13 protein-coding genes and 1 pseudogene are annotated in these 19,516 nt (G+C 61.5%); 2 read left to right on the top strand and 12 right to left on the bottom strand.

Annotated features, from left to right (window positions below):
* The first annotated feature begins 173 nt into the window (after positions 1 to 173).
* Positions 174 to 1,100: a GGDEF domain-containing protein gene (locus GDV60_RS09560; RefSeq protein WP_154907654.1), complete on the top strand. Its 927-nt coding sequence runs from the start codon at positions 174 to 176 to the stop codon at positions 1,098 to 1,100.
* 22 nt (positions 1,101 to 1,122) lie between these two features.
* Here the strand turns inward: GDV60_RS09560 and GDV60_RS09555 are convergent, their stop codons facing one another.
* The 8 genes and pseudogenes from GDV60_RS09555 to GDV60_RS09525 form a co-directional block, all read right to left on the bottom strand.
* Positions 1,123 to 1,881, bottom strand: coding sequence for a TenA family transcriptional regulator (locus GDV60_RS09555; protein WP_371923820.1), 759 nt, complete (start codon positions 1,879 to 1,881; stop codon positions 1,123 to 1,125).
* 79 nt (positions 1,882 to 1,960) lie between these two features.
* Entirely contained in the window at positions 1,961 to 4,423 is a 2,463-nt protein-coding gene (locus GDV60_RS09550) for an EAL domain-containing protein (protein ID WP_159906953.1), read from the bottom strand.
* 95 nt (positions 4,424 to 4,518) lie between these two features.
* Positions 4,519 to 6,324 (bottom strand): ABC transporter ATP-binding protein, encoded by a 1,806-nt coding sequence (locus GDV60_RS09545; RefSeq protein ID WP_092235104.1) that lies wholly within the window; start codon positions 6,322 to 6,324, stop codon positions 4,519 to 4,521.
* Complete coding sequence (locus GDV60_RS09540; RefSeq protein WP_178121345.1) at positions 6,317 to 6,919, bottom strand: DsbA family protein; 603 nt, start codon at positions 6,917 to 6,919, stop codon at positions 6,317 to 6,319. The genes GDV60_RS09545 and GDV60_RS09540 overlap by 8 nt, the downstream gene beginning before the upstream one ends.
* Before the next feature lie 36 nt (positions 6,920 to 6,955).
* A complete protein-coding gene (locus tag GDV60_RS09535; protein WP_092235099.1) occupies positions 6,956 to 7,897 on the bottom strand; it encodes a rhodanese-related sulfurtransferase in 942 nt (313 codons plus the stop codon).
* A 103-nt stretch (positions 7,898 to 8,000) separates the two neighbouring features.
* Positions 8,001 to 8,126, bottom strand: a pseudogene (locus tag GDV60_RS26775) (outer membrane lipoprotein carrier protein LolA); the annotation flags it as partial.
* Entirely contained in the window at positions 8,122 to 8,415 is a 294-nt protein-coding gene (locus tag GDV60_RS09530) for a BolA family transcriptional regulator (protein WP_029298730.1), read from the bottom strand. The gene GDV60_RS09530 and the pseudogene GDV60_RS26775, both read right to left, overlap by 5 nt.
* A gap of 12 nt (positions 8,416 to 8,427) precedes the next feature.
* Positions 8,428 to 8,949: a DUF2059 domain-containing protein gene (locus GDV60_RS09525; protein WP_029298732.1), complete on the bottom strand. Its 522-nt coding sequence runs from the start codon at positions 8,947 to 8,949 to the stop codon at positions 8,428 to 8,430.
* Positions 8,950 to 9,142: 193 nt separating this feature from the next.
* Here GDV60_RS09525 and GDV60_RS09520 point away from each other — a divergent pair, with 193 nt between their 5' ends.
* Entirely contained in the window at positions 9,143 to 10,531 is a 1,389-nt protein-coding gene (locus GDV60_RS09520; RefSeq protein ID WP_159906949.1) for a class II fumarate hydratase, read from the top strand.
* Positions 10,532 to 10,540: 9 nt separating this feature from the next.
* On the opposite strand, the gene GDV60_RS09515 is transcribed toward GDV60_RS09520, so the two are convergent.
* From GDV60_RS09515 to GDV60_RS09500, 4 genes are all read right to left on the bottom strand, one after another.
* Positions 10,541 to 11,503: a DMT family transporter gene (locus GDV60_RS09515; protein WP_070995209.1), complete on the bottom strand. Its 963-nt coding sequence runs from the start codon at positions 11,501 to 11,503 to the stop codon at positions 10,541 to 10,543.
* A gap of 207 nt (positions 11,504 to 11,710) precedes the next feature.
* On the bottom strand, positions 11,711 to 12,895 hold the full coding sequence (locus GDV60_RS09510; protein ID WP_070995210.1) for a thiolase family protein: 1,185 nt from the start codon (positions 12,893 to 12,895) through the stop codon (positions 11,711 to 11,713).
* Between the two features lie 128 nt (positions 12,896 to 13,023).
* Positions 13,024 to 14,541: a polyphosphate:AMP phosphotransferase gene (gene pap / locus GDV60_RS09505; RefSeq protein WP_104911955.1), complete on the bottom strand. Its 1,518-nt coding sequence runs from the start codon at positions 14,539 to 14,541 to the stop codon at positions 13,024 to 13,026.
* A gap of 102 nt (positions 14,542 to 14,643) precedes the next feature.
* Entirely contained in the window at positions 14,644 to 19,470 is a 4,827-nt protein-coding gene (locus tag GDV60_RS09500; RefSeq protein ID WP_159906947.1) for an NEL-type E3 ubiquitin ligase domain-containing protein, read from the bottom strand.
* Positions 19,471 to 19,516: the final 46 nt, after the last annotated feature.

Raw genomic sequence — 19,516 nt, 5'->3', positions numbered from 1 at the left:
AGGCGGCACGACGTAAAGACGTGTGGCATGGGATCAGGGGTTATAACCCCCGGCAAAGCGGACTAGACTGTTACCTATGTTTTACGGAACTGAAGGAACAGTAAGGCGCCCGCCAGCGGCCGCCCCCATTGAGCCTGTAAGACAGCATTAAGTGCTTAGAGGCCTACCCGCTTATGAAAACACCGACCCAGACCAACGCAATTGACTTCGACAGTGCCAAATTGCAACGCCTGGGCTTTGGCCAGCCTTCCCTTATCGCACGGCGCCCGATCAGCCTCGGGCAACTGCGCCAGCAACTGAACCTGCAATTGCAGACCAGCCTGGAGGCGGAGCGAATCCTTGGCCTGTTCTTTCGCGAAGTGCAACGCCTTGTGCCCCTGGATGCCCTGCAATACCGCCATGAAGCCAGCGACCTGCGCCTGGAATACGGCCAGCGTGGTCATCACTCCGTGAGCTACAGCCTCAGCCACGAGGGCGAGCACCTGGGAGAGTTGGTGTTTCGCCGCAACCAGCGTTTCACGGAGGAGGAACAGGGCAATCTGGAGTCGCTGCTGGCCAGCCTGCTCTACCCGATGCGCAACGCCTTGCTGTATCGCTCCGCGACCCGCACCGCCCTGCGCGATCCACTGACCGAGACCGGCAACCGCGTCGCCATGGACCAGACCCTGGGCCGCGAGATCGAAATGGCCAAGCGGCACCTGCATCCGCTGTCCTTGCTGATGCTCGACATCGATCACTTCAAGCACATCAACGACAGCCACGGCCACGCCACCGGCGACAAAGTGCTCAAGGCCGTCGCTGCCTCGATCAAAAGCCAGTTGCGCAATGTGGATATGGTGTTTCGGTTTGGTGGGGACGAGTTCCTGATCCTGCTTTCCAACACCAGCCGCGAGGCCGCCACCCTGGTCGGCGAACGCCTGCGCCAGGCAGCGCAGGCCCGGGACTACTGGGCAGACGCTACGCGTATCGAATTGACGGTGAGCCTGGGTTGCGCGACGTTGCTGGCGGGCGAGTCGGCCGAGAGCCTGCTGCGCCGCGCCGACAATGCCTTGTACGTGGCCAAGCGCGAAGGCCGTAACCGCCTGGCAATGGCGGGGTAAACGCTACCCCGCCATGCCCGGGTCAGGCTTCGCTGGTCGCCAGCACCTGGCGCTCGCGGGTCACTGGGGTTTTCTCCAGTTGCATGCAGCGCTCCAGGAACAGGTACATATAGTCGTAGCTTTTGCACACAGCCTGGCGCAGTTCTACTTGCAACGCCTTGCTCGGGTTCATGCCCGCCAGGGTGCAAATGATCTCCAACGCTTCCCACGGGTGGGCGTCGTCGTACTGGGCATGCATCTTCAGCCACTTCATGGCGCGCTTGCGGTCTTCTTCAGGGAAAGCAGCGGCATACACGCCCGTTGAACACACCAGCGCAGACCACTCCCCAGTGGCGCCTTCGATGGCGTAGTTGGTGGCGGCAATGGCAACGATCAACGAATCGGCCGAACTGGTGTGCCAGCACCAATGACTCAGCGCATGCAACTCTGGCGGAACATTTTGCGCCTGCAGCTCTTCCAGGCCGACGCCATGGGCGCGCGCCCAGTGCATCCAATAATCGGCATGGTTCAGTTCCACGCGAATATTGCGCATTAACCAACGTCGCGCCATATCCTCCCCAGGATGTCGGGCAAACTTGGTCTTGGTCAGGTTTTGTGCCATGTACAACGCGAACTGTTCCACCACTGGCCAGCCACCGATCAGGTAGTGGCGCATGGTCTTGGCGCTGAGCTTGTTATCGCGCATGCGCTGGTACAGTTCGTGTTCGACAACGCGGCGCTTGCTCTCGCTACAGTCCTGGATCAATTGCTGAGCCCAGGCGGGGTAACTTGAGGCTTCCATAAGCGGGCCGGTTCTGCTGAATGTGTCGATCACTGTCGGGCTCCTTTTGATTTGTGATGTGTACAGACCAGCAGATGTTTCAGCGGAACGTGCCGGGCGCCCTGAATAACAGAGGCTGCGGGCGCGCAGGTCGACATTGCAAACTGTCGAAGGTAAACAATTGCGGGCGCTCAATCAGGTAGCCCTGAGCGTAGTCCACGCCGATCTCGAGCAGTGCCTGCTCGATGTGCGGCGTTTCGACAAACTCGGCAATCGTGCGTTTACCCATGACATGGCCGATGTGATTGATCACTTCGACCATGGCGCGGTTAATCGGGTCGTCCAGCATATCCTTTACGAAACTTCCATCGATCTTCAGGAAGTCTACAGGTAAATGTTTGAGGTAGGCGAATGAGGACATTCCGGCACAAAAGTCATCCAGGGAGAAGCAGCAACCCAACGCCTTGAGCTCATTGATAAAACGAATCGCGCTGCCCAGGTTGGAAATGGCGCTGGTTTCGGTGATTTCAAAACAGATCATGCCAGGTGGAATCCCATAGGCACTGAACTTCTCCCGCAGGAAACGCAGGAAATCGTCATCGCCGATGGTGATGCCCGACAGGTTGATCGCACACATCGCCATGGGCCTGCCAGGTCGCTCGAGCATGCAACGGGCGATCAGCTTGAACACGTTCTCTACCACCCAGCGGTCCAGCGAGGTCATCAACCCGTAGCGTTCGGCGGCCGGGATAAAGCTGTCAGGCAAAATGATCCGCCCCGCTTCATCGTGCAGGCGTAGCAGGATCTCGATATGCCCGGCCCCCGCCTCGGTGTGGCCCAAGGGCGCGATTTCCTGGGCATACAGGCAGAAGCGGTCCTCTTCCAGGGCCATGTGCAGGCGCTGGATCCAGGCCATTTCGCCAAAGCGCAACGACAGCTCGGTGTCGTCGGCATGATAGACCTGCACCCGATTGCGCCCCTTCTCCTTGGCCATGTAGCAGGCCATATCCGCGGCACGCAATGACGTCTCCAGGGTGGTCGGGGTGTGCGAGATATGCACCAGGCCGATACTGACCGTGGTGACAAACGGTCGGCCTTTCCAGACGAAGTGCAGGTTTTGCACGGTATGTCGCAGGCTCTCGGCGATCTTCTCGGCCACCGGCGCCGGGCAGTTCTCCAGCAGGATGCCGAACTCGTCCCCGCCCAGGCGGGCCAGGGTATCGCCTTCGCGCAGGTCCGATTGCAGCAAGGCGCAGATATGCCGCAACAGTTCATCGCCCGCCGCATGGCCACAGGTGTCGTTGACCAGCTTGAACTGGTCCAGGTCGAGGAACATCAAGGCATGGCGCGCCGACTGCTGGCGCCCGACGCCATGCAGCACCTGCTCCAGGCGATATTCAAATTCACGCCGATTGGCCAGCCCGGTCAAGGCATCATGGGTCGCCTGCCAGGACAGATTGGCAATGTACTGGCGCTCCTGGGTCATGTCGTGCAACACCAGCACCGTGCCACTGACCTTGCCGGCGCTGCGGATCGGTGCGCCGACCAGGGTCACGGAGACGGTACTGCCATCCAGGCGCTGGATCAGCTTGGAGTGCTCGCTGCCACCGCTGAGTTGACCGTCAAGAATATGGTCGATCAGGGTAAACCCGTCGGCCTGGGCGTGTTCATCCAGCAGATTGAACAACGCAGCCAACGGCAGCCCTTGCGCCTGGGCCGCGTTCCAGTGGGTCAGGGATTCCGCCGCCGGGTTCATGTAGGCGATAGCCCCATCGACATCGGTAGTGATCACTCCATCGCCGATGGACTCCAGGGTGATCTGCGCCCGCTCCTTCTCCAATTGCAAGGCATCGGCAAACGCGTGGCGCTGGGCCAATAGCTTGCGCGTGCGCAGCAACGCCAAGGCGATCAGCCCCAAGGCAGTGGCCAGGTTGGTGATCAGCAACAGGCGCAGAATCACCCTGGAGCCTTCACCCAAGGCATCGCTGAAGGCCTTGGCCGCCGGCGTCACCCCCTCGTTGATCGCGATGATACGGTCTTTCCAGGCATGGATATCGGCACTGCTGACCCGATCGGCGATGATTTGCCGGTGCATCTCCTGCGCCAGCTCATCAAGTTGCACCAGGTAGCTGTCACCGACGGTCCACAGTTCGATGGCTTTTTCCAGGTAGCTGAAATGGCGAAAGTTGAGGTACAGCCAGATCAGGCTCGACACGTCGTCAGGATGATTGCCGCCCTTGAGGATCCCCTGGCGCGCCGCCTCCAGGTCAGGGATGGCGCGATCCAGGGCGACACGCAGCTCATGCCCGCCCTGAGGTACGGCAATAGCGTTCTGGTATTTGAGAAAGGTCGCCTGGTCGCGGTTGTCGGCGTACAGGGTCAGGTAGTAGATGGCGTCTTTCTGGCCCTTGGACCACAGGCTCTCGCCCGCCACATAGCCGCGCACGGCCGACAGCACGTAAAGACTGACGCAGCCCAGCAACGCCTGGAACAGCACGACGGCAATAAAGGGCCAGACAATACCGAGCAACCGGGGTGTTCCGAGAGTTCGCTTCTGCTTCATGAGATCCCTTGCATCAGCACAGGCGACTAAAAACTGCTCCTGACAGCACAGCCGAGGCCAAACACGACCCCTTCAGGGCCGGAGCCGGGATCGATTCAGCGAACTTGTTGCAAGTGTCCATAAAGCTTGGCGTACAAGCCGCCATCGGCTATCAGTTGCTGGTGGTCGCCATCTTCGGCGATGTGTCCACCGTCAAACACCAATACCCTATCAGCCTGCTTCACCGCCGACAAACGGTGAGCAATGATCAGTGTAGTACGCCCACTGAGAAACCGCGCCAGGGCCTGGTGCAGGTTGTACTCGGTAGCCGCATCCAGGGCCGAGGTGGCTTCGTCGAGAATTACCACTTTTGGCTCGGCCAGCACCATCCGGGCAATCGCCAGGCGTTGGCGCTGGCCACCGGACAAACGCACGCCCGAGCGCCCGACAATACTGTCCAGACCTTGAGGCAACCCTTTGACCGTAGCATCCAACTGGGCAATTTCAAGGGCCTGCCAACAGGCCTGGTCAGTGCGCTCGCGGCCCATGGTGAGGTTGGCGCGCACGGTGTCGTTGAACAGCGCCGGATGCTGCAGCACCACCGCGACATGCTCGCGAATGGTTTCCAGGCCAATGGCCTGCTGGGTCGCGCCGCCGAAGCGGATCGTCCCCGCTTGTGGGGTGTAGAGCCCCAACAGCAGTTGCACCAGGGTGCTTTTACCGCCGCCACTGGCACCGACGATCGCGACCTTTTCCCCGGGGGCAATCGCCAGGTTCAACTGGTTGAGCACCAGGTCTTCGCCATAGCCGAAGTCCAGGCCCCGCACTTCGATGCCCACGGTCTGGTGTCCGGTAAACGGATCTTCGCCCCCGGCATATTGCGGTTCGTCGGCGCGGGCCAGCAGTTCGTTGATGCGCGTCAGCGCACCGCCGGCGGCGTAGTAGGCGTACTGCAGGTTCAGCAGTTGTTCCACCGGGCCGATCATGAACCACAGGTAGCTGAACACCGCGAGCATCTGGCCGATGGACAGGTCGGAAAACAGCACCGTAAGCATCGCAGCCGCACGGAAGATATCGATCCCGAACTGGAACAGCAGGCCGCTGGCGCGGCTGGATGCATCGCTTTTCCACTGGGAGTTGATGGCAAAGTCACGTACTTCCTGGGCACGCTGCCCCAGGCGCCCGAGGAAAAAGCCCTGGCGATTGCCGGCGCGCACTTCCTGGATGGCGTCCAGGGTTTCCGTGAGGGCCTGGGTGAACCGCGAGGTGCTGTCGTTTTCCAGCTTCTTCAGGTGTTTGACCCGCTTGCCCAACTGCACCGTGGCATAGATCACCAATGGGTTGAACAACAGGATCAACAGCGCCAGCTTCCAGTGCATCCACATCAGGATGCCGGAGGTGCCGACCAGGGTCAGCATCGCCACCAGGAAGCGGCTCAAGGTTTCACCGACAAACTTGTCCACGGTGTCCAGGTCGGTCACCAGGTGCGTGGTCACGGTACCGCCGCCCAGGCTTTCGTATTCACTCAGGGAGATGCGCTTGAGCCGTTCGATCAGGCGCACGCGGATGCGATAGACAATGTCCTTGGCCAGCCCGGCAAACAGGCGCGCCTGGACCACGTTGAACACCAGCGCCGCGCAACGCAGCACCAGGGTGATCAGCAGCATCAGGCCGATATAGCCTGCGGCCTGCTGCCAGGGTGCTGGCAACGCGTGGTTCATCACCTTCAGTGCGGCATCGCCATTGCCCAGCAACACCTCGTCCACCAGCAATGGCAGGAGCAAGGGAATCGGTACGCTGCACAGGGTCGCCAGAACGGCGACACCATTGGCGATCCACAGGGCTTTTTTATGACGCAGGGCCAGGCGGCGGATTTCTGCCCAGGTCAGCCGATCAACGCGTACGGCGGGTTGATCAGCCACAGGCGGCTCGCTCCAGCCAGCGACCGAGCAACGGCGACAGCTCGGACAGCGGCTGGTAGCCGTTGGTCAACAAGGCCAATTGGCCATTGCGCTCGGCCAACAAGGTGGGAAAACCGGCGATGCCCAGGTCCTGGACCCAGGTGAAATCAGCGGCCGTGGCGGCATGCTGTTCGGCGCGGTCAAAAGCCTCGGCAAACTCGATACGCGGCACCCCGGCGGTCTCGGCCAGTTCCACCAGCACACTGGCGCGGGTCACATCGCGACCCTCGACGTAAAATGCCTGCTGGATCAGCCCGAGCAAGGTCCAGGCGCAATCCGGCGCCAGTCCGCGCGCGGTGACCAGGGCCCGGCATGCCGGCTCCGTGTCATACACAAACCCGTCAGGCAAGGCGCCCTCCAGGCGGAACGGCTGGCCAGTGGCTTCAGTCACCGCCTGCCAGTGTTCCAGGATATAGCGCCGGGTGGCCGGCTCCAGCGCCGAACCACTGCCGGTGCGCAAACCGCCGACCACCAGGTGCAATTCCACGCCAGCCGCCTGGGCCTGCTTAACCAGGGCCTTGGCCACCGGGGCAAAACCCCAGCACCAGGAACACATCGGGTCCATTACATAGAGCAGGCGCGCGGACATGGTTCAAGCCTCGGTGGATGATTGCTTGTAGTTGTAACCAATCGGGTGCGGCATATTGCGGGCCTTGGCCAGCTCGATCTGCTTCTGGCGGTCGATCGCACTGCGACGGGTCTTCTCGGACAGCTTATCCCAGCAATGCGGGCAACTGATGCCGGCCACGTAATGCTCGGATGCGCGGTCCTCTACGCTAACCGGTGTGCGGCAGGCATGACATTGATCGTAGTCACCTTCGCTCAAGTCGTGGCGCACGGTCACGCGGTTATCGAACACGAAGCAGTCGCCCTGCCACTTGGTTTGTTCCTGGGGCACCTCTTCGAGGTATTTGAGGATGCCGCCCTTGAGGTGATAGACCTCATCGAACCCTTCGCTGAGCATGTAGCTGGAGGCCTTTTCACAGCGAATGCCGCCGGTGCAGAACATGGCGACTTTCTTGTGCTTGGCCGGATCGAAGTTGGCTTTGATATAGTCGGGAAATTCGCGAAAACTCGTGGTTTTCGGGTCAATCGCCCCTTCAAAGGTGCCGATAGACACTTCATAGTCGTTACGGGTGTCGATCAACAGCACTTCTGGGTCGCTGATCAGGGCGTTCCAGTCTTGTGGATCAACATAGGTGCCGACTTTCTTGTTGGGGTCGACGCCTTCGACGCCCAGGGTCACGATCTCTTTTTTCAGCTTGACCTTGGTGCGGTAGAACGGCTGCTCGTCGCAGTACGACTCTTTGTGGTCGATGTCGACCATACGCGGGTCGTTCTTCAGCCAGGTCATCAGGCCATCAATGCCTTCGCGGCTCCCGGAAACGGTGCCGTTGATGCCTTCTTCGGCGATCAGCAAGGTGCCCTTGATGCCGTTGTCGACCATGGCTTGCAGCAGAGGCTCGCGCAGGGCGACGTAATCTTCGAGGGTGACGAACTTATACAGTGCCGCCACGACGATGGGTTGTGTCATGGGTGTTCTCTCCAGGTGGCTACCCTCGCAAAGGGTGAACCGGATGCAAAAAAAACGCGCCGACTGAGCGGCGCGTTGCGGATTCTATCAGGGATAAACCCCGAACTGTAGGAGCGAGCTTGCTCGCGAAAAACCTGAGAACGCCGCGTGCTTTCAGAATGCGCGCGTCATCGTTAACGATCTTCGCAAGCAAGCTCGCGCCTACAGAGGTTGACCGTAACCGATCAATGTCCGCCAGCGCAGGTCGGCGAGGCCGGGGCTGCGTCGATTTTCGCCCATTCTTCAGGCGTGTAGGTATGCAGTGCCAGCGCATGAAACTCGCCCATCAGGTCGCCCAACGTGGCGTAGACCTTCTGGTGGCGCTTGACGCGGTTGAGTCCGTCGAACTGCTGGCTGACCAGCACGGCCTTGAAGTGCGTCTGCAATCCACGGCTGTGCATATGGCTTTCGTCCAGCACACTCACGTGTTCCGGGCTCAGGGCGGCAAGTGCCGTCTCGATGCGCTGTTGCATGGTCATTCCTGGCTCCACTTACTTCTTGGCAGGCGCGGCGGCTTTTTTCGCCGGAGCCAATTCGTTGGTCATGTCTTCCAACAGCTTGTTCACGACCGGTACGGCGCTTTCCAGTTTGGCCTGGGTCAGTTGGGCCGATTGCTGGGTCAGTTGCGGCATTTTCTCGAGGACTTTCTTGCCCAGTGGCGATTTGTAGAAGGCAACCAGGTCCTTGAGTTCTGACTCACTGAAGTTGCTGGTGTACAGCTTGACCATGTCCGGCTTGAGCTTGTTCCAGCCAATGGCCTGGTCCAGGGCGGCGTTGGCCTTGGCCTGGTAGGTGTCCAGAACGGTTTGCTTGGCGGCAGGCGCCTTGGTCTGCTCGAAACGCTGGGCAAACATTTGCTGCACTTGCATGTACACCGGGGTGCCGAGCTTGTCTGCGTGAGCCAGGGTCAGGAAGGCTTCGGCACTGGCGTTGTGGCTGGCGGTATCGGCAAGAACCTGGCCGCTGGCACATACCAGGGCAACCGCGGTACAGATGGCACGAAGACGAGTCATCGAGTTTCCTTTCTAGCTGGCGAGGTAAGACCCCAAGGGCGACCATTCTGCGCCTAAAAAACGCCGGTACTCAACCCCACGCCTTGTAGGGCCTGGTTTTGCGGGGGATTGCCCGATGAAATGGCTTTTATGGAACCCAAGCGTGCCTCCAGGGCCTAAACTGCGCAAACCGACTACAAGGAGAGTCACCGCGATGAGCCGTATCGAAACCGACAGCCTGGGCGATGTACAAGTCCCGGATGACGCTTACTGGGGCGCACAGACCCAGCGTTCACTGGTCAATTTCGCCATCGGCGAGCAACGCATGCCACTGGCGGTCCTGCACGCCCTGGCGCTGATCAAGAAGGCCGCGGCGCGGGTCAACGATCGCAATGGCGACCTGCCCGCCGACATCGCCCGCCTGATCGAACAGGCCGCTGACGAAGTGCTCGACGGCAAGCACGATGACCAGTTCCCGCTGGTGGTCTGGCAGACCGGCAGTGGCACCCAGAGCAACATGAACGCCAATGAGGTGATCGCCGGCCGCGCCAATGAGCTGTCGGGCAAGCCCCGTGGCGGCAAGAGCCCGGTGCACCCCAACGATCACGTCAACCGCTCCCAGAGTTCCAACGACTGCTTCCCCACTGCCATGAGCATTGCCACCGTACAAGCGGTGCATGAGCAGTTGCTGCCGGCGCTGCGTGAGCTGTCCGGTGGGCTGGCCGAGCTGTCAGCGCGCCATATGAAGCTGGTCAAGACCGGCCGCACCCATATGATGGACGCCACGCCTATCACCTTTGGCCAGGAAGTCTCGGCGTTTATCGCGCAACTCGATTATGCCGAGCGCGCCATTCGCAGTGCCCTGCCCGCCGTCTACGAGCTGGCACAAGGCGGCACGGCGGTCGGCACCGGCCTGAACTCGCCCCATGGCTTTGGCGAGGCCATTGCCGCAGAAATCGCCGCGTTGTCCGGGCTGCCGTTTGTCACCGCACCCAACAAGTTCGCCGCGCTGTCGGGCCATGAGCCGCTGACGACTTTGTCCGGCGCCTTGAAAACCCTGGCCGTGGCCTTGATGAAAATCGCCAACGACCTGCGCCTGCTAGGCTCGGGCCCGCGCGCCGGGCTGGCTGAAGTGCGCCTGCCGGCCAATGAGCCGGGCAGTTCGATCATGCCCGGCAAGGTCAACCCGACCCAGTGCGAAGCGCTGTCGATGCTGGCCTGCCAGGTGCTGGGCAATGACGTGACCATCGGCATTGCCGCAAGCCAGGGGCATTTGCAGTTGAACGTGTACAAGCCGGTGATTATCCACAACCTGCTGGAGTCGATCCGCTTGCTCGCCGACGGCTGCCGCAACTTCCAGGAACATTGCATCGCCGGCCTTGAACCCGACGCCGAGCAAATGGCCGAGCACCTGGAGCGCGGGCTGATGCTGGTGACGGCGCTGAACCCGCATATCGGCTATGACAAGTCGGCAGAGATTGCCAAGAAAGCCTATGCCCAAGGGCTGACCCTGCGCGAAGCGGCGCTGGAATTGGGCTACCTCACCGATGCCGAATTCGACCAGTGGGTACGCCCGGAAAACATGCTCGAAGCCGGGCACTGATCCCCTCTCCTACAGAGGTTGTATCAACCTTGCACGCCGGGCCTTGAGCCCGGCGATCAAGGACGGGGCCAACGCCACCGATGCCGATCCCAGCACCACCAGCACCGCGCCACCGTAGCCCAGGCCATTGATCTGCTCGGCGTGCACATAGTCGGGCCACAGCCATGCCGCAATCGCCACCGCCACGAACGTCACCAACGGCGTGATCGCCAGGGTCGCGCTGACCCGCGAAGCCTCCCAGTGGGCCAAGGCCTCGGCAAAGGCGCCGTAGGCAATCAGGGTATTGAAACAGCACGCCAGCAGCAGCCAGCCTTGCAACGGGCTCAGTTGCAGCGCCTCCATGGGATGCACCCAGGGCAGCAGCAGAAATGCGCAGCTCAGGTAGATCACCATCATGACCTGCAGGGAATTCCACACCGTCAACAATTGCTTCTGGCCCAGGGCGTAGAACACCCAGATGGTGGTTGCCAGCAGAATCGTCAGCACCCCGGCGGTGTAGGTGCCCAGGGACGTCAACAGCTCTGCCAGGCGCTGGTTGAAGAACAGCGCAAAACCGATGATCAATACCAGCAGGCCTACGCCCTGCCCCAGGCTGAAACGCTCCTTGAACAGGAACACGCTGGCAATCATCAGGAAGATCGGCCCCATCTGCACCACCAGTTGCGCGGTGCCGGGGCTCAACATCTTCAGCCCGACCAGATAGAGCACGTAGTTGCCCACCAGGCCGCATACCGCCATCGCCACCAGCCAGCCACCGCGCTTGCCCAGGACTTTGGGGCTGGGCAGACGCTTGACGGCGGCCAGGTAAATGAACAGGCAAGTGCCGGACACCATCAGGCGAAACCAGGTCACGGTGATCGGGTCCATCACCTGCAGGACCTGCTTGAGCTTGATCGGCAGAATGCCCCAGAGCAGCGCGGTCAGCAGGGTCAGAGATAAACCGTAGACCCAGCGGCCGGAAGAGATGTGCATGAGTGCCCCAAGAGCCAGAGGAAGAGGAACCTGCATTCTAGGGGGATGTGCTTAGACCTTGGCGAAGTTTTTTATCAGACACACCACAAATCAACGGTGGGAGCGGGCTTGCTCGCGAATGCGGTGGGTCAGTGATGGATATATCGACTGACACACCGCTTTCGCGAGCAAGCCCGCTCCCACATTTGATCTTCGGTGTTTTATAGATCAGCGCACAGCTTCGAACAGCCCGGTCGCCCCCATCCCACCACCGACGCACATGGTGACGATGCCGTAGCGCAAATCACGCCGCTGCAGTTCACGCACCAGATGCCCCACCTGCCGCGAGCCGGTCATGCCGAACGGATGGCCAATGGAGATCGAACCACCGTTGACGTTGTACCTGGCATTGTCGATTTCCAGGCGATTACGCGCATACAGGCACTGCGAAGCAAACGCCTCATTGAGCTCCCACAGGTCAATGTCCGCCACCTGCAGGCCACGGGCCTTGAGCAATTTGGGCACCGAGAACACCGGGCCGATGCCCATCTCGTCCGGCTCGCAACCGGCAACGGTAAACCCGCGGAAAAACGCCTTGGGCTTGAGCCCCAGTTCCAGGGCTTTTTCCAGGCTCATCACCAGGGTCATCGATGCGCCGTCGGACAGTTGCGATGAGTTGCCTGCCGTCACCGAGCCATCCTCGGCAAACACCGGCTTGAGCCCGCTGAGGCTGGCCAGGGTGGTGTCTGGACGGTTGCAATCGTCGCGATCGACCACGCCATCAAGAATCTGTACCTCGCCGGTGTTTTTATCCTCGACCTTGTACTTGACCGCCATGGCTACGATTTCATCATCAAACAGCCCGTCAGCCTGGGCCTGGGCGGTGCGCTGCTGGCTTTGCAGGGCGTACAGGTCCTGCTCCTCGCGGCTGACGTTATAGCGCCGGGCGACAATTTCGGCGGTCTGGCCCATGGGGAAATAAATGCCCGGCACCTGCTCCTTGAGCAAGGGGTTGATCAGGTTGTCGGTATTCACGCTTTTCATGGTCAGGCTGATGGATTCGACGCCACCGGCAACAATGATGTCGCTGCAACCCGAGGCAATCTGGTTCGCCGCGATGGCAATCGCCTGCAGCCCCGAAGAACAGAAACGGTTGAGGGTCATGCCCGCGGTGCCGGTGCCAAGGCGCGACAGCACTGCCACGTTGCGGCCGATGTTGTAGCCCTGGGCTCCTTCGTTGGAACCGGCGCCGACGATGCAATCCTCGACACTGGCCGGGTCGATGCCGTTGCGGGTGAGCAAGGCGTTGACGCAATGCGCGGCCATGTCATCGGGGCGGGTCTGGTTGAACTTGCCGCGAAAGGACTTGGCCAGGCCGGTTCGCACGCTGTCGACGATCACTACTTCACGCATGGGCTACCTCAATCTTGTCGTTGTTGGGAGACAGATCGAGGATAGATCCAGCGCCAGGCGATCGCGACGATCATTCACCTGGCGTATGCAAAAGCATGGCGCTAACCCTGTAGGAGCCAAGCTCGCGCCTACTTATGCTTCTTCTTTTTGTCGTGTTTATCGGACTTGGCGAACGCCTCTTCCAGCGCCAGGTTGATGGTGCGCAATACCTTGACCCGCGCCCAGCGCTTGTCGTTGGCCTCCACCAGGGTCCAGGGGGCGATCTCGGTGCTGGTACGGTCCACCATGTCGCCCACCGCTGCCCGGTAGGCATCCCACTTGTCGCGGTTGCGCCAATCGTCTTCGGTGATTTTGAAGCGCTTGAAGGGGATTTGTTCGCGCGCCTGGAAGCGCTCCAGTTGGGTGTCCTTGTCGATGGCCAGCCAGAACTTGACCACGATCACCCCGGCGTCGCGCAGTTGCTCCTCGAAATCGTTGATCTCGGCGTAGGCGCGCATCCAGTCCGCAGTGCTGCAAAAGCCTTCGATCCGCTCCACCAGCACGCGGCCATACCAGGAGCGGTCAAACACGGTGAACATGCCCCGCGCCGGGATCTGCCGCCAAAAGCGCCACAGGTACGGCTGGGCCCGTTCGTCTTCGGTGGGCGCGGCAATCGGTACGATGCGGTATTGGCGCGGGTCCAGCGCCGCCGCCACCCGGCGGATCGCCCCGCCCTTGCCCGCCGCGTCGTTACCTTCGAAAACCGTGACCAGTGCGTGCTTGCGCATGCGTTTGTCGCGCATCAAGCCCGAAAGCCGCGCCTGTTCGGTAATCAGTTGTTCCTCGTAGTCGTCCTTCTCCAGGCGCTGGGTCATGTCCAGGCTGTCGAGCAGGTTCATCTGGTCCACGGATGATGGCAATGGCGCCGGCTGGATACCGCTGGCCTTGGTTTTAGGCACCTTCAGGGCATTTTGCAGGCTTTCCAGCAGGATCTTGCCCACTGTCAGCCCACGGTAATTGGCGTCGACGCCTTCGATCACATGCCAGGGCGCGTAGTCCCGGCTGGTGCGGCGCAGCACGCGCTCACCAAAATGCACAAACTTGTCGTAGGTCTCGGACTGCTGCCAGTCCAGCGGGCTGATGCGCCAGCTGTGCAGCGGATCGTCCTGCAAGGCCTTGAGCCGTGCCTTCATTTGCTTCTTGGACAGATGGAACCAGAACTTGAAGATCAGCGCCCCTTCATCGCAGAGCATCTGCTCCAGGCGTTCGGCCCCGGCGATGGCCTGGTCCAGCCGCGCATCCTTGATCTGCCCATGGACCCGCGCCTGCAACATCTGGCTGTACCAGTTGCCGAAGAACACCCCCATGCGCCCCTTGCCCGGCAATTGCCGCCAATAGCGCCAGGCCGGCGGGCGCGCCAGTTCTTCGTCGGTCTGCTGGTCGAAGGTGCGCACTTCGATCAGGCGCGGGTCCATCCATTCGTTGAGCAGCTTGACCGTCTCGCCCTTGCCGGCGCCTTCGACGCCATTGATCAGGACGATTACCGGGAAGCGTCCCTGCTGGTGCAACTCGAACTGCGCCTCCAGCAAGGCTTCACGCAATGCCGGGACTTGCGCGTCGTAAGTGTCTTTATCGACGGCGTGACCAATTTCTGCGGATTCGAACATGGGCGACTCCCTTCCAAGATGGATCAAGACTAGCGGATTGGGCTGCAAGGCGGGCAAGCAATTCCATAGGCCTTGCCGTGGATCAATCCGCAACCCTGGCGGCTAGTCTTCCGGCAGATGGCAGATGTTCAGGTCCTGATACTTCATCATCTGCTGGGTCAGGCGTTCCATCACCTCGTTGATCGCCTGCCTGCGCGGCGCGCGCAGGCCTTCCATTTGCGCCAGGTATTCGCCATCGGTGAGGTTCTGACTGTTCTCGAAAAGCGCCTGCTGCTGCCCATCAAATGGCTCGGTCGCACGCCTGAACGTCTCGGGAAACTGCTGCTTGAGATGGGCCTTCCAGAACGACAGTTGGGCAATAAACCGCAAAAACACCGGCGACAGCTCGGCGATCAGGACTTGCTCATGCGCACGCTCCAGGTTCTCGCTGGTCAAGTCAGCCAATGACCCGAAGCGCATGTGCTTGGGTTGCCCCGGCAACTGCAGGATCTTCGCCAGGCCGACCCGATACGCCAGGCTCACCTCCAGCGGGTCTTCGCTGGCATGTTCGGTGGCGTAAGTCGCCGCAATCTTTTCCAGTTCACTGAGGCGAAACAGGCCGCGCCCCAGGCTCAGCAGCACCCCGGAGTTGCCTTGCCCACGGCTGGCCTGGCGCGTGGCGTTCGCCACGGCCTTGAGCACTTCGACCTGGCTGAAAATCTCTGTCGCGCCATCGACACAGTTCGCCGGATGGGCCACCAGTTGGAACACCCGCTCGCGCAACTCGACGCTGTCATGGGTCGCCTGCAACACCTCCCAGACTCGCCGGGTCATGTCCTCGCGCACGTAACGGCTGTCGGCGGCGCCAGAGAGTTGCGCCAACAATGCCATCAGCGGCATCGATTCCGGGTCATCGCGCAGGTTGGCCCAAATCGCCCGCTTGCTGGCATCGGCCGCCGCCACCTCGTCTGGCAGCCAGGTGCGCCTGGCCTTCAGCTCAGTGAATCGTGACGAATCGTCCTCCACATAGCCCATACCGATTCCCACTGCATCGCGGTAACTGATCAGGGCGCTCATCGTCGTCGAGGACAAGGGGTTGCCCCCCAGATTGATCGCCTGGCTGAACCTGCGTGTGGAGGTGAACAACCAGTCGGGCAACACCGTGATCCAGTTACTGCGCAGGTCGACCTGTTCCAGATGGGCCAGACGTGCGATCCCGCTGGGCAGGTCCACCAGCTTGGCATCCTCCAGTAACAGGGTCTGCAAGTCGCGCATGTTGCTTACGTCCAGATGCGACTCGATGGGGTTGTGGCTCAAGTCCAACAGACACAACGTGCTCATGTCGGCCAGCTTGCGCCGGGTGTACTCAGTCAGCGCCAACTGATTGTGGGGCAAGGCCAGGCTGTTGAGTTCGGGCATGCGCGACAGGTATTCGGGCAGGCGGGTCAGGCGGTTGCGGTCCAGGTTCAGGCGCCGCACGCCCTTGAAGCACTTCAGAAAATAAGCCACGTCATCGCCCAGGCGCATGTTTTTCAGGGACAGTTGCCGCACATGGTCGAAGCGGATCTCGGGGGGCAGGTTCGGCAATGCCCCCACGCGCATGCCATCCAGTGTCAGCCCCGGCACGGGCACTTGGTGATCATCGAGCACAAAGCTCTGGCGGCGCCAACAGGCTTCGATCCGCTCGGCCACTTGCTGGCGGCTGTGACGGATATCAGCCATGCCCGGCTGCGCCGCCAGGTCGCCGAGGTTGTTCTTCCAGTGCTTGAGGATCGAGCGCAGAAGCTTCAGGTCAGCCTGCAGGCGCGCGACGGCCTTGGCTTGGGCCAGGGCGTCGGTCCCCAGGCTTTGCAATAACTCGGCTGCCTGGACATCACTGAACAAGGGATAAATTTTCTGTACCTTGCCCACCAGCGGCCGCGGGCTGGCCGGTGAATCAGACATGCGACAGGGGACCTCCAGGGCCAGGGGCTCGCTCGCCTGATCGGAGAAAGCTTCGCCCGCCACCACACGCTCGCTCTGCGCCCGGGCAGCCAGGCGGCGGCGCAGCCTCCAGGCGTTTTCGCCAGGATGTAACGGCAACTCCAGGGCGCTGCGCTGGGTAGCCGAGAGCGTTTGCAGGATCGCTTCGAACAACCCATCGGAACCGGCCTGGGCCGCCCCCATGCTCACCCCGTGGGCATCGAACGGCGTGAATCCCGCGCCCGAGCTGACCACCACCCGACGCACGCTCGCACCCTCCTTCGCCCCCAGGGCCAACAACGGCCCGGCGGGTGAACCCTGGCGCAACTCCACTTGCAGTGTGCTGTCCCAGCCGTCGAGGTGCGGCAGCATGCGTACCGCCACGCACTGGGTGTCCAGGCCGGCCAACTCCGGCTGCTCGAAACCGGCCAGGGCACGGTCCAGGCGCTGTGCCTCCAGGCTCACGCGCACCGACTCTGCCAGGGCCATGGGCACCCGCTGGTTGTCCCGCAGGGCTTGAAGCTCCACGGAGGACGCCTGGGCCATCAACTCGCGCATCACGCGGGTGGGCAATGGCGGGTAGGCCTCGCGCAACGGCGCGCCGCCCTCGGGCACCGGCCCGTCGTAGGCCTGGTACAGCTGCTCAAACAACGGTTTGCGATCAGCCTTGAGGTGCGCGAGCAATTGACGCGCCAATGCCGCGTGCTCGTCATTGGCGGCCACCCCTTCGCCCAACAGACCGGCCTTACGTGGCGCATCCAGGCCAGACAGCAACACATCAAACACCTGCCCCTGCGCCACGGCCTGCTCGCAGAGGCTCAAGCGCCCGGCGGCATCAAACGGGCCAGCGGCGGGATAACGCGCCGTAACGCTACCCTGGGCATCCAGCACCTCGAAATAATGGCCCTCGGGCCAGCCCGGCAGCAGCGGCAACGCGTGCATCTGGGTGGTCGCACTTGGCCCATTGAGGTAAGCGCCACGCTCCAATAGCCAGACCAGGTCGCGAATCGACTGCTCCAGCCTGAAGCGCTCGTACAGATCACGAAAGCGTGCCGGAAAAGGCAAGCACTCCTGCGCCAGGTGATACCCCCAGCGGTGGGGCTTGTCCATGATGTCCTTGACCAGCCGCAGCTTGCGCGATTCCAGCGCAGGGTGGCGACTGCTCGGCTCCAGGCGGGAAAACAGATAGTCCTGGTCTTCCCACTCCTCGGGGTCCTCGAACGAAAAACGCCAGGCCCCCTCGCCGTTGTGCACCATCGGCGGCCGATAGGCCGCCTGCCGCGTACGGTGGCTGGCCCGCCACACACCCTGCTGCGGCTCGTAGGTCACCTGATGCAGGTTGTCGCCGACTTTGACGTATGAGCCAGCGCCCACCTTGTACACGCCCTGGGCGTCGGCAGGCACATCGTCGATCAGGTGTTGATCGTGGGAATACTGCCCGATGTCAGGGTGCCACAGCCGTGGCTGTCCATCCGTCGAACGCACCGCTTCCAGCGACTTGAAGTAACCGGCATAGCTTTGCCGGGTGCGCTTGAGTACGTTGCCCACGACCTTGGTCCCCGCAGCGAACAACACCATTGAGGTAATGTCCTGCGCCACGGCTACCAACTGCTTGAGCGCCTCCTCCTTGTCGCCACGGCGCCAATCCTCAATGCCCTCATACACCTCGCCGAGCATCTGCCCCACCGCCACGCTCGTCATCAACAGGCCCAATGCCGGGACCACAAAGCCGGCGAGATTGAGCAGCGTCAGCCCCGCGTCCAGGTAGTCCAGCAGACGCTGTTTGCGCACCTGCTCATCCACATCCGCCACCGGGACCGCCAGGGTCCGGGCGTCGATCTGCAATTTGCCCGCGTAGGTGGCGAAAAAGTGCTGCCCCAGGCTGGTGGTGATGGGCTTGGCCTCCAACACGCCCAGGGTACGGTGCTGGTCAAAGCGACGGAAAAAATCGACCCGGTCTATTTCCCCCAGGTACCCCGTGAAAAAGGTGCGGTAGGTGCTGACTTCCAGCTTCAGATCCAGATAGAGCTTGAAGTCGTTGAGCGATGGGTACTCAAAAAAAGGTCGCCCCGGCTCATTGGGCATGTACACCACACAGGGCTCCTGTGGGTAATCGGCAATCGGCCGGCCAGAAAACACCAGCACACTCCACAGGCAGCAATCCAGCGCATTCAAGCCCTGCCAGATGACCTGGCGCCCTTGAAACATCAGGCCCCTGGCCTGCACGGGGTCCATCTTGCGATCCAGCAGGGTGCATAACAGGCCATAGGTAGCGGCGGTGATATCGCCGCGCATGCAGGCAATATGCGCGTCGATTTTCAGATCCAGGGTTTTCATCCAACCGATATCCAGCGCCACGCCATTGAAATAGGCGTCATCGCCGGGTTCGCCAACGTCGAGGTTGAACACGTCACTGATGTGCTGCTGATACAGACTGCCGACATCAAGATCCCGGCAGCCCTTGGCAAATGCCTGCACGGAGACAGGGATCACCCCACCCTGACCTGAACCCGATTGCAGCCGCGACGGCGGCGCAAAATGCGCCTCTTGCGCTTCCGCCTCGGTAAAGTTCTGCAGGGCCATGTGCAACAGGGTCTGCTGCTCCAGCTTGACACTGCGGACATATTCCAGCGGCAGCACGCCTTTCTGGTATTCGTAGAAGGCCCGCACAAACAGGTCCTTGTGCGGCTCGACCGTGACCTGCCATTGCCTCTGGCAGTAGGCCTTCAACTGCGCACTGCAAAACTCATCCAGTGAGCGCAATGGGCGCAAGCGTCCCGCGACGGCGGCCCTGGCCTCGTCAAGCTGCGCGGCCTCCCGCTCCAGCGCCTCCAGTACCCCTTTGGGAGCGTTCAACATCCAGCCCGGCAGGCGCTTTTGCAGGACCTCGGCCTTGGACAGGTCGTGGGTGATTTCCAGCAACGCCGCTTGTAGCTGGCGCTGCGTCAATTGAGTACATGTCTTGGTCAAATCATCCTGGTCCGGCATGCGCAATGTCCTTTATTGCCCGTTAATCAGCCATTCACCATAACCC

Origin of the sequence: Pseudomonas sp. DTU12.1 (assembly GCF_009873475.1) — a bacterium.
In the GTDB taxonomy this organism is placed as follows: domain Bacteria; phylum Pseudomonadota; class Gammaproteobacteria; order Pseudomonadales; family Pseudomonadaceae; genus Aquipseudomonas; species Aquipseudomonas proteolytica.
The sequence above is the reverse complement of the archived record's forward strand: the minus strand, read 5'-3'. Positions and strand labels throughout refer to the sequence as shown.

Bases quoted from the DNA above. Each gene is read 5' to 3' on its own strand.
- GDV60_RS09560 (WP_154907654.1), top strand. From the start codon at position 174: ATGAAAACACCGACCCAGACCAACGCAATTGACTTCGACAGTGCCAAA.
- GDV60_RS09555 (WP_371923820.1), bottom strand. From the start codon at position 1,881: ATGGAAGCCTCAAGTTACCCCGCCTGGGCTCAGCAATTGATCCAGGAC.
- GDV60_RS09550 (WP_159906953.1), bottom strand. From the start codon at position 4,423: ATGAAGCAGAAGCGAACTCTCGGAACACCCCGGTTGCTCGGTATTGTC.
- GDV60_RS09540 (WP_178121345.1), bottom strand. From the start codon at position 6,919: ATGTGTTCCTGGTGCTGGGGTTTTGCCCCGGTGGCCAAGGCCCTGGTT.
- GDV60_RS09535 (WP_092235099.1), bottom strand. From the start codon at position 7,897: ATGACACAACCCATCGTCGTGGCGGCACTGTATAAGTTCGTCACCCTC.
- GDV60_RS09530 (WP_029298730.1), bottom strand. From the start codon at position 8,415: ATGACCATGCAACAGCGCATCGAGACGGCACTTGCCGCCCTGAGCCCG.
- GDV60_RS09525 (WP_029298732.1), bottom strand. From the start codon at position 8,949: ATGACTCGTCTTCGTGCCATCTGTACCGCGGTTGCCCTGGTATGTGCC.
- GDV60_RS09520 (WP_159906949.1), top strand. From the start codon at position 9,143: ATGAGCCGTATCGAAACCGACAGCCTGGGCGATGTACAAGTCCCGGAT.
- GDV60_RS09515 (WP_070995209.1), bottom strand. From the start codon at position 11,503: ATGCACATCTCTTCCGGCCGCTGGGTCTACGGTTTATCTCTGACCCTG.
- GDV60_RS09510 (WP_070995210.1), bottom strand. From the start codon at position 12,895: ATGCGTGAAGTAGTGATCGTCGACAGCGTGCGAACCGGCCTGGCCAAG.
- pap (WP_104911955.1), bottom strand. From the start codon at position 14,541: ATGTTCGAATCCGCAGAAATTGGTCACGCCGTCGATAAAGACACTTAC.
- GDV60_RS09500 (WP_159906947.1), bottom strand. From the start codon at position 19,470: ATGCCGGACCAGGATGATTTGACCAAGACATGTACTCAATTGACGCAG.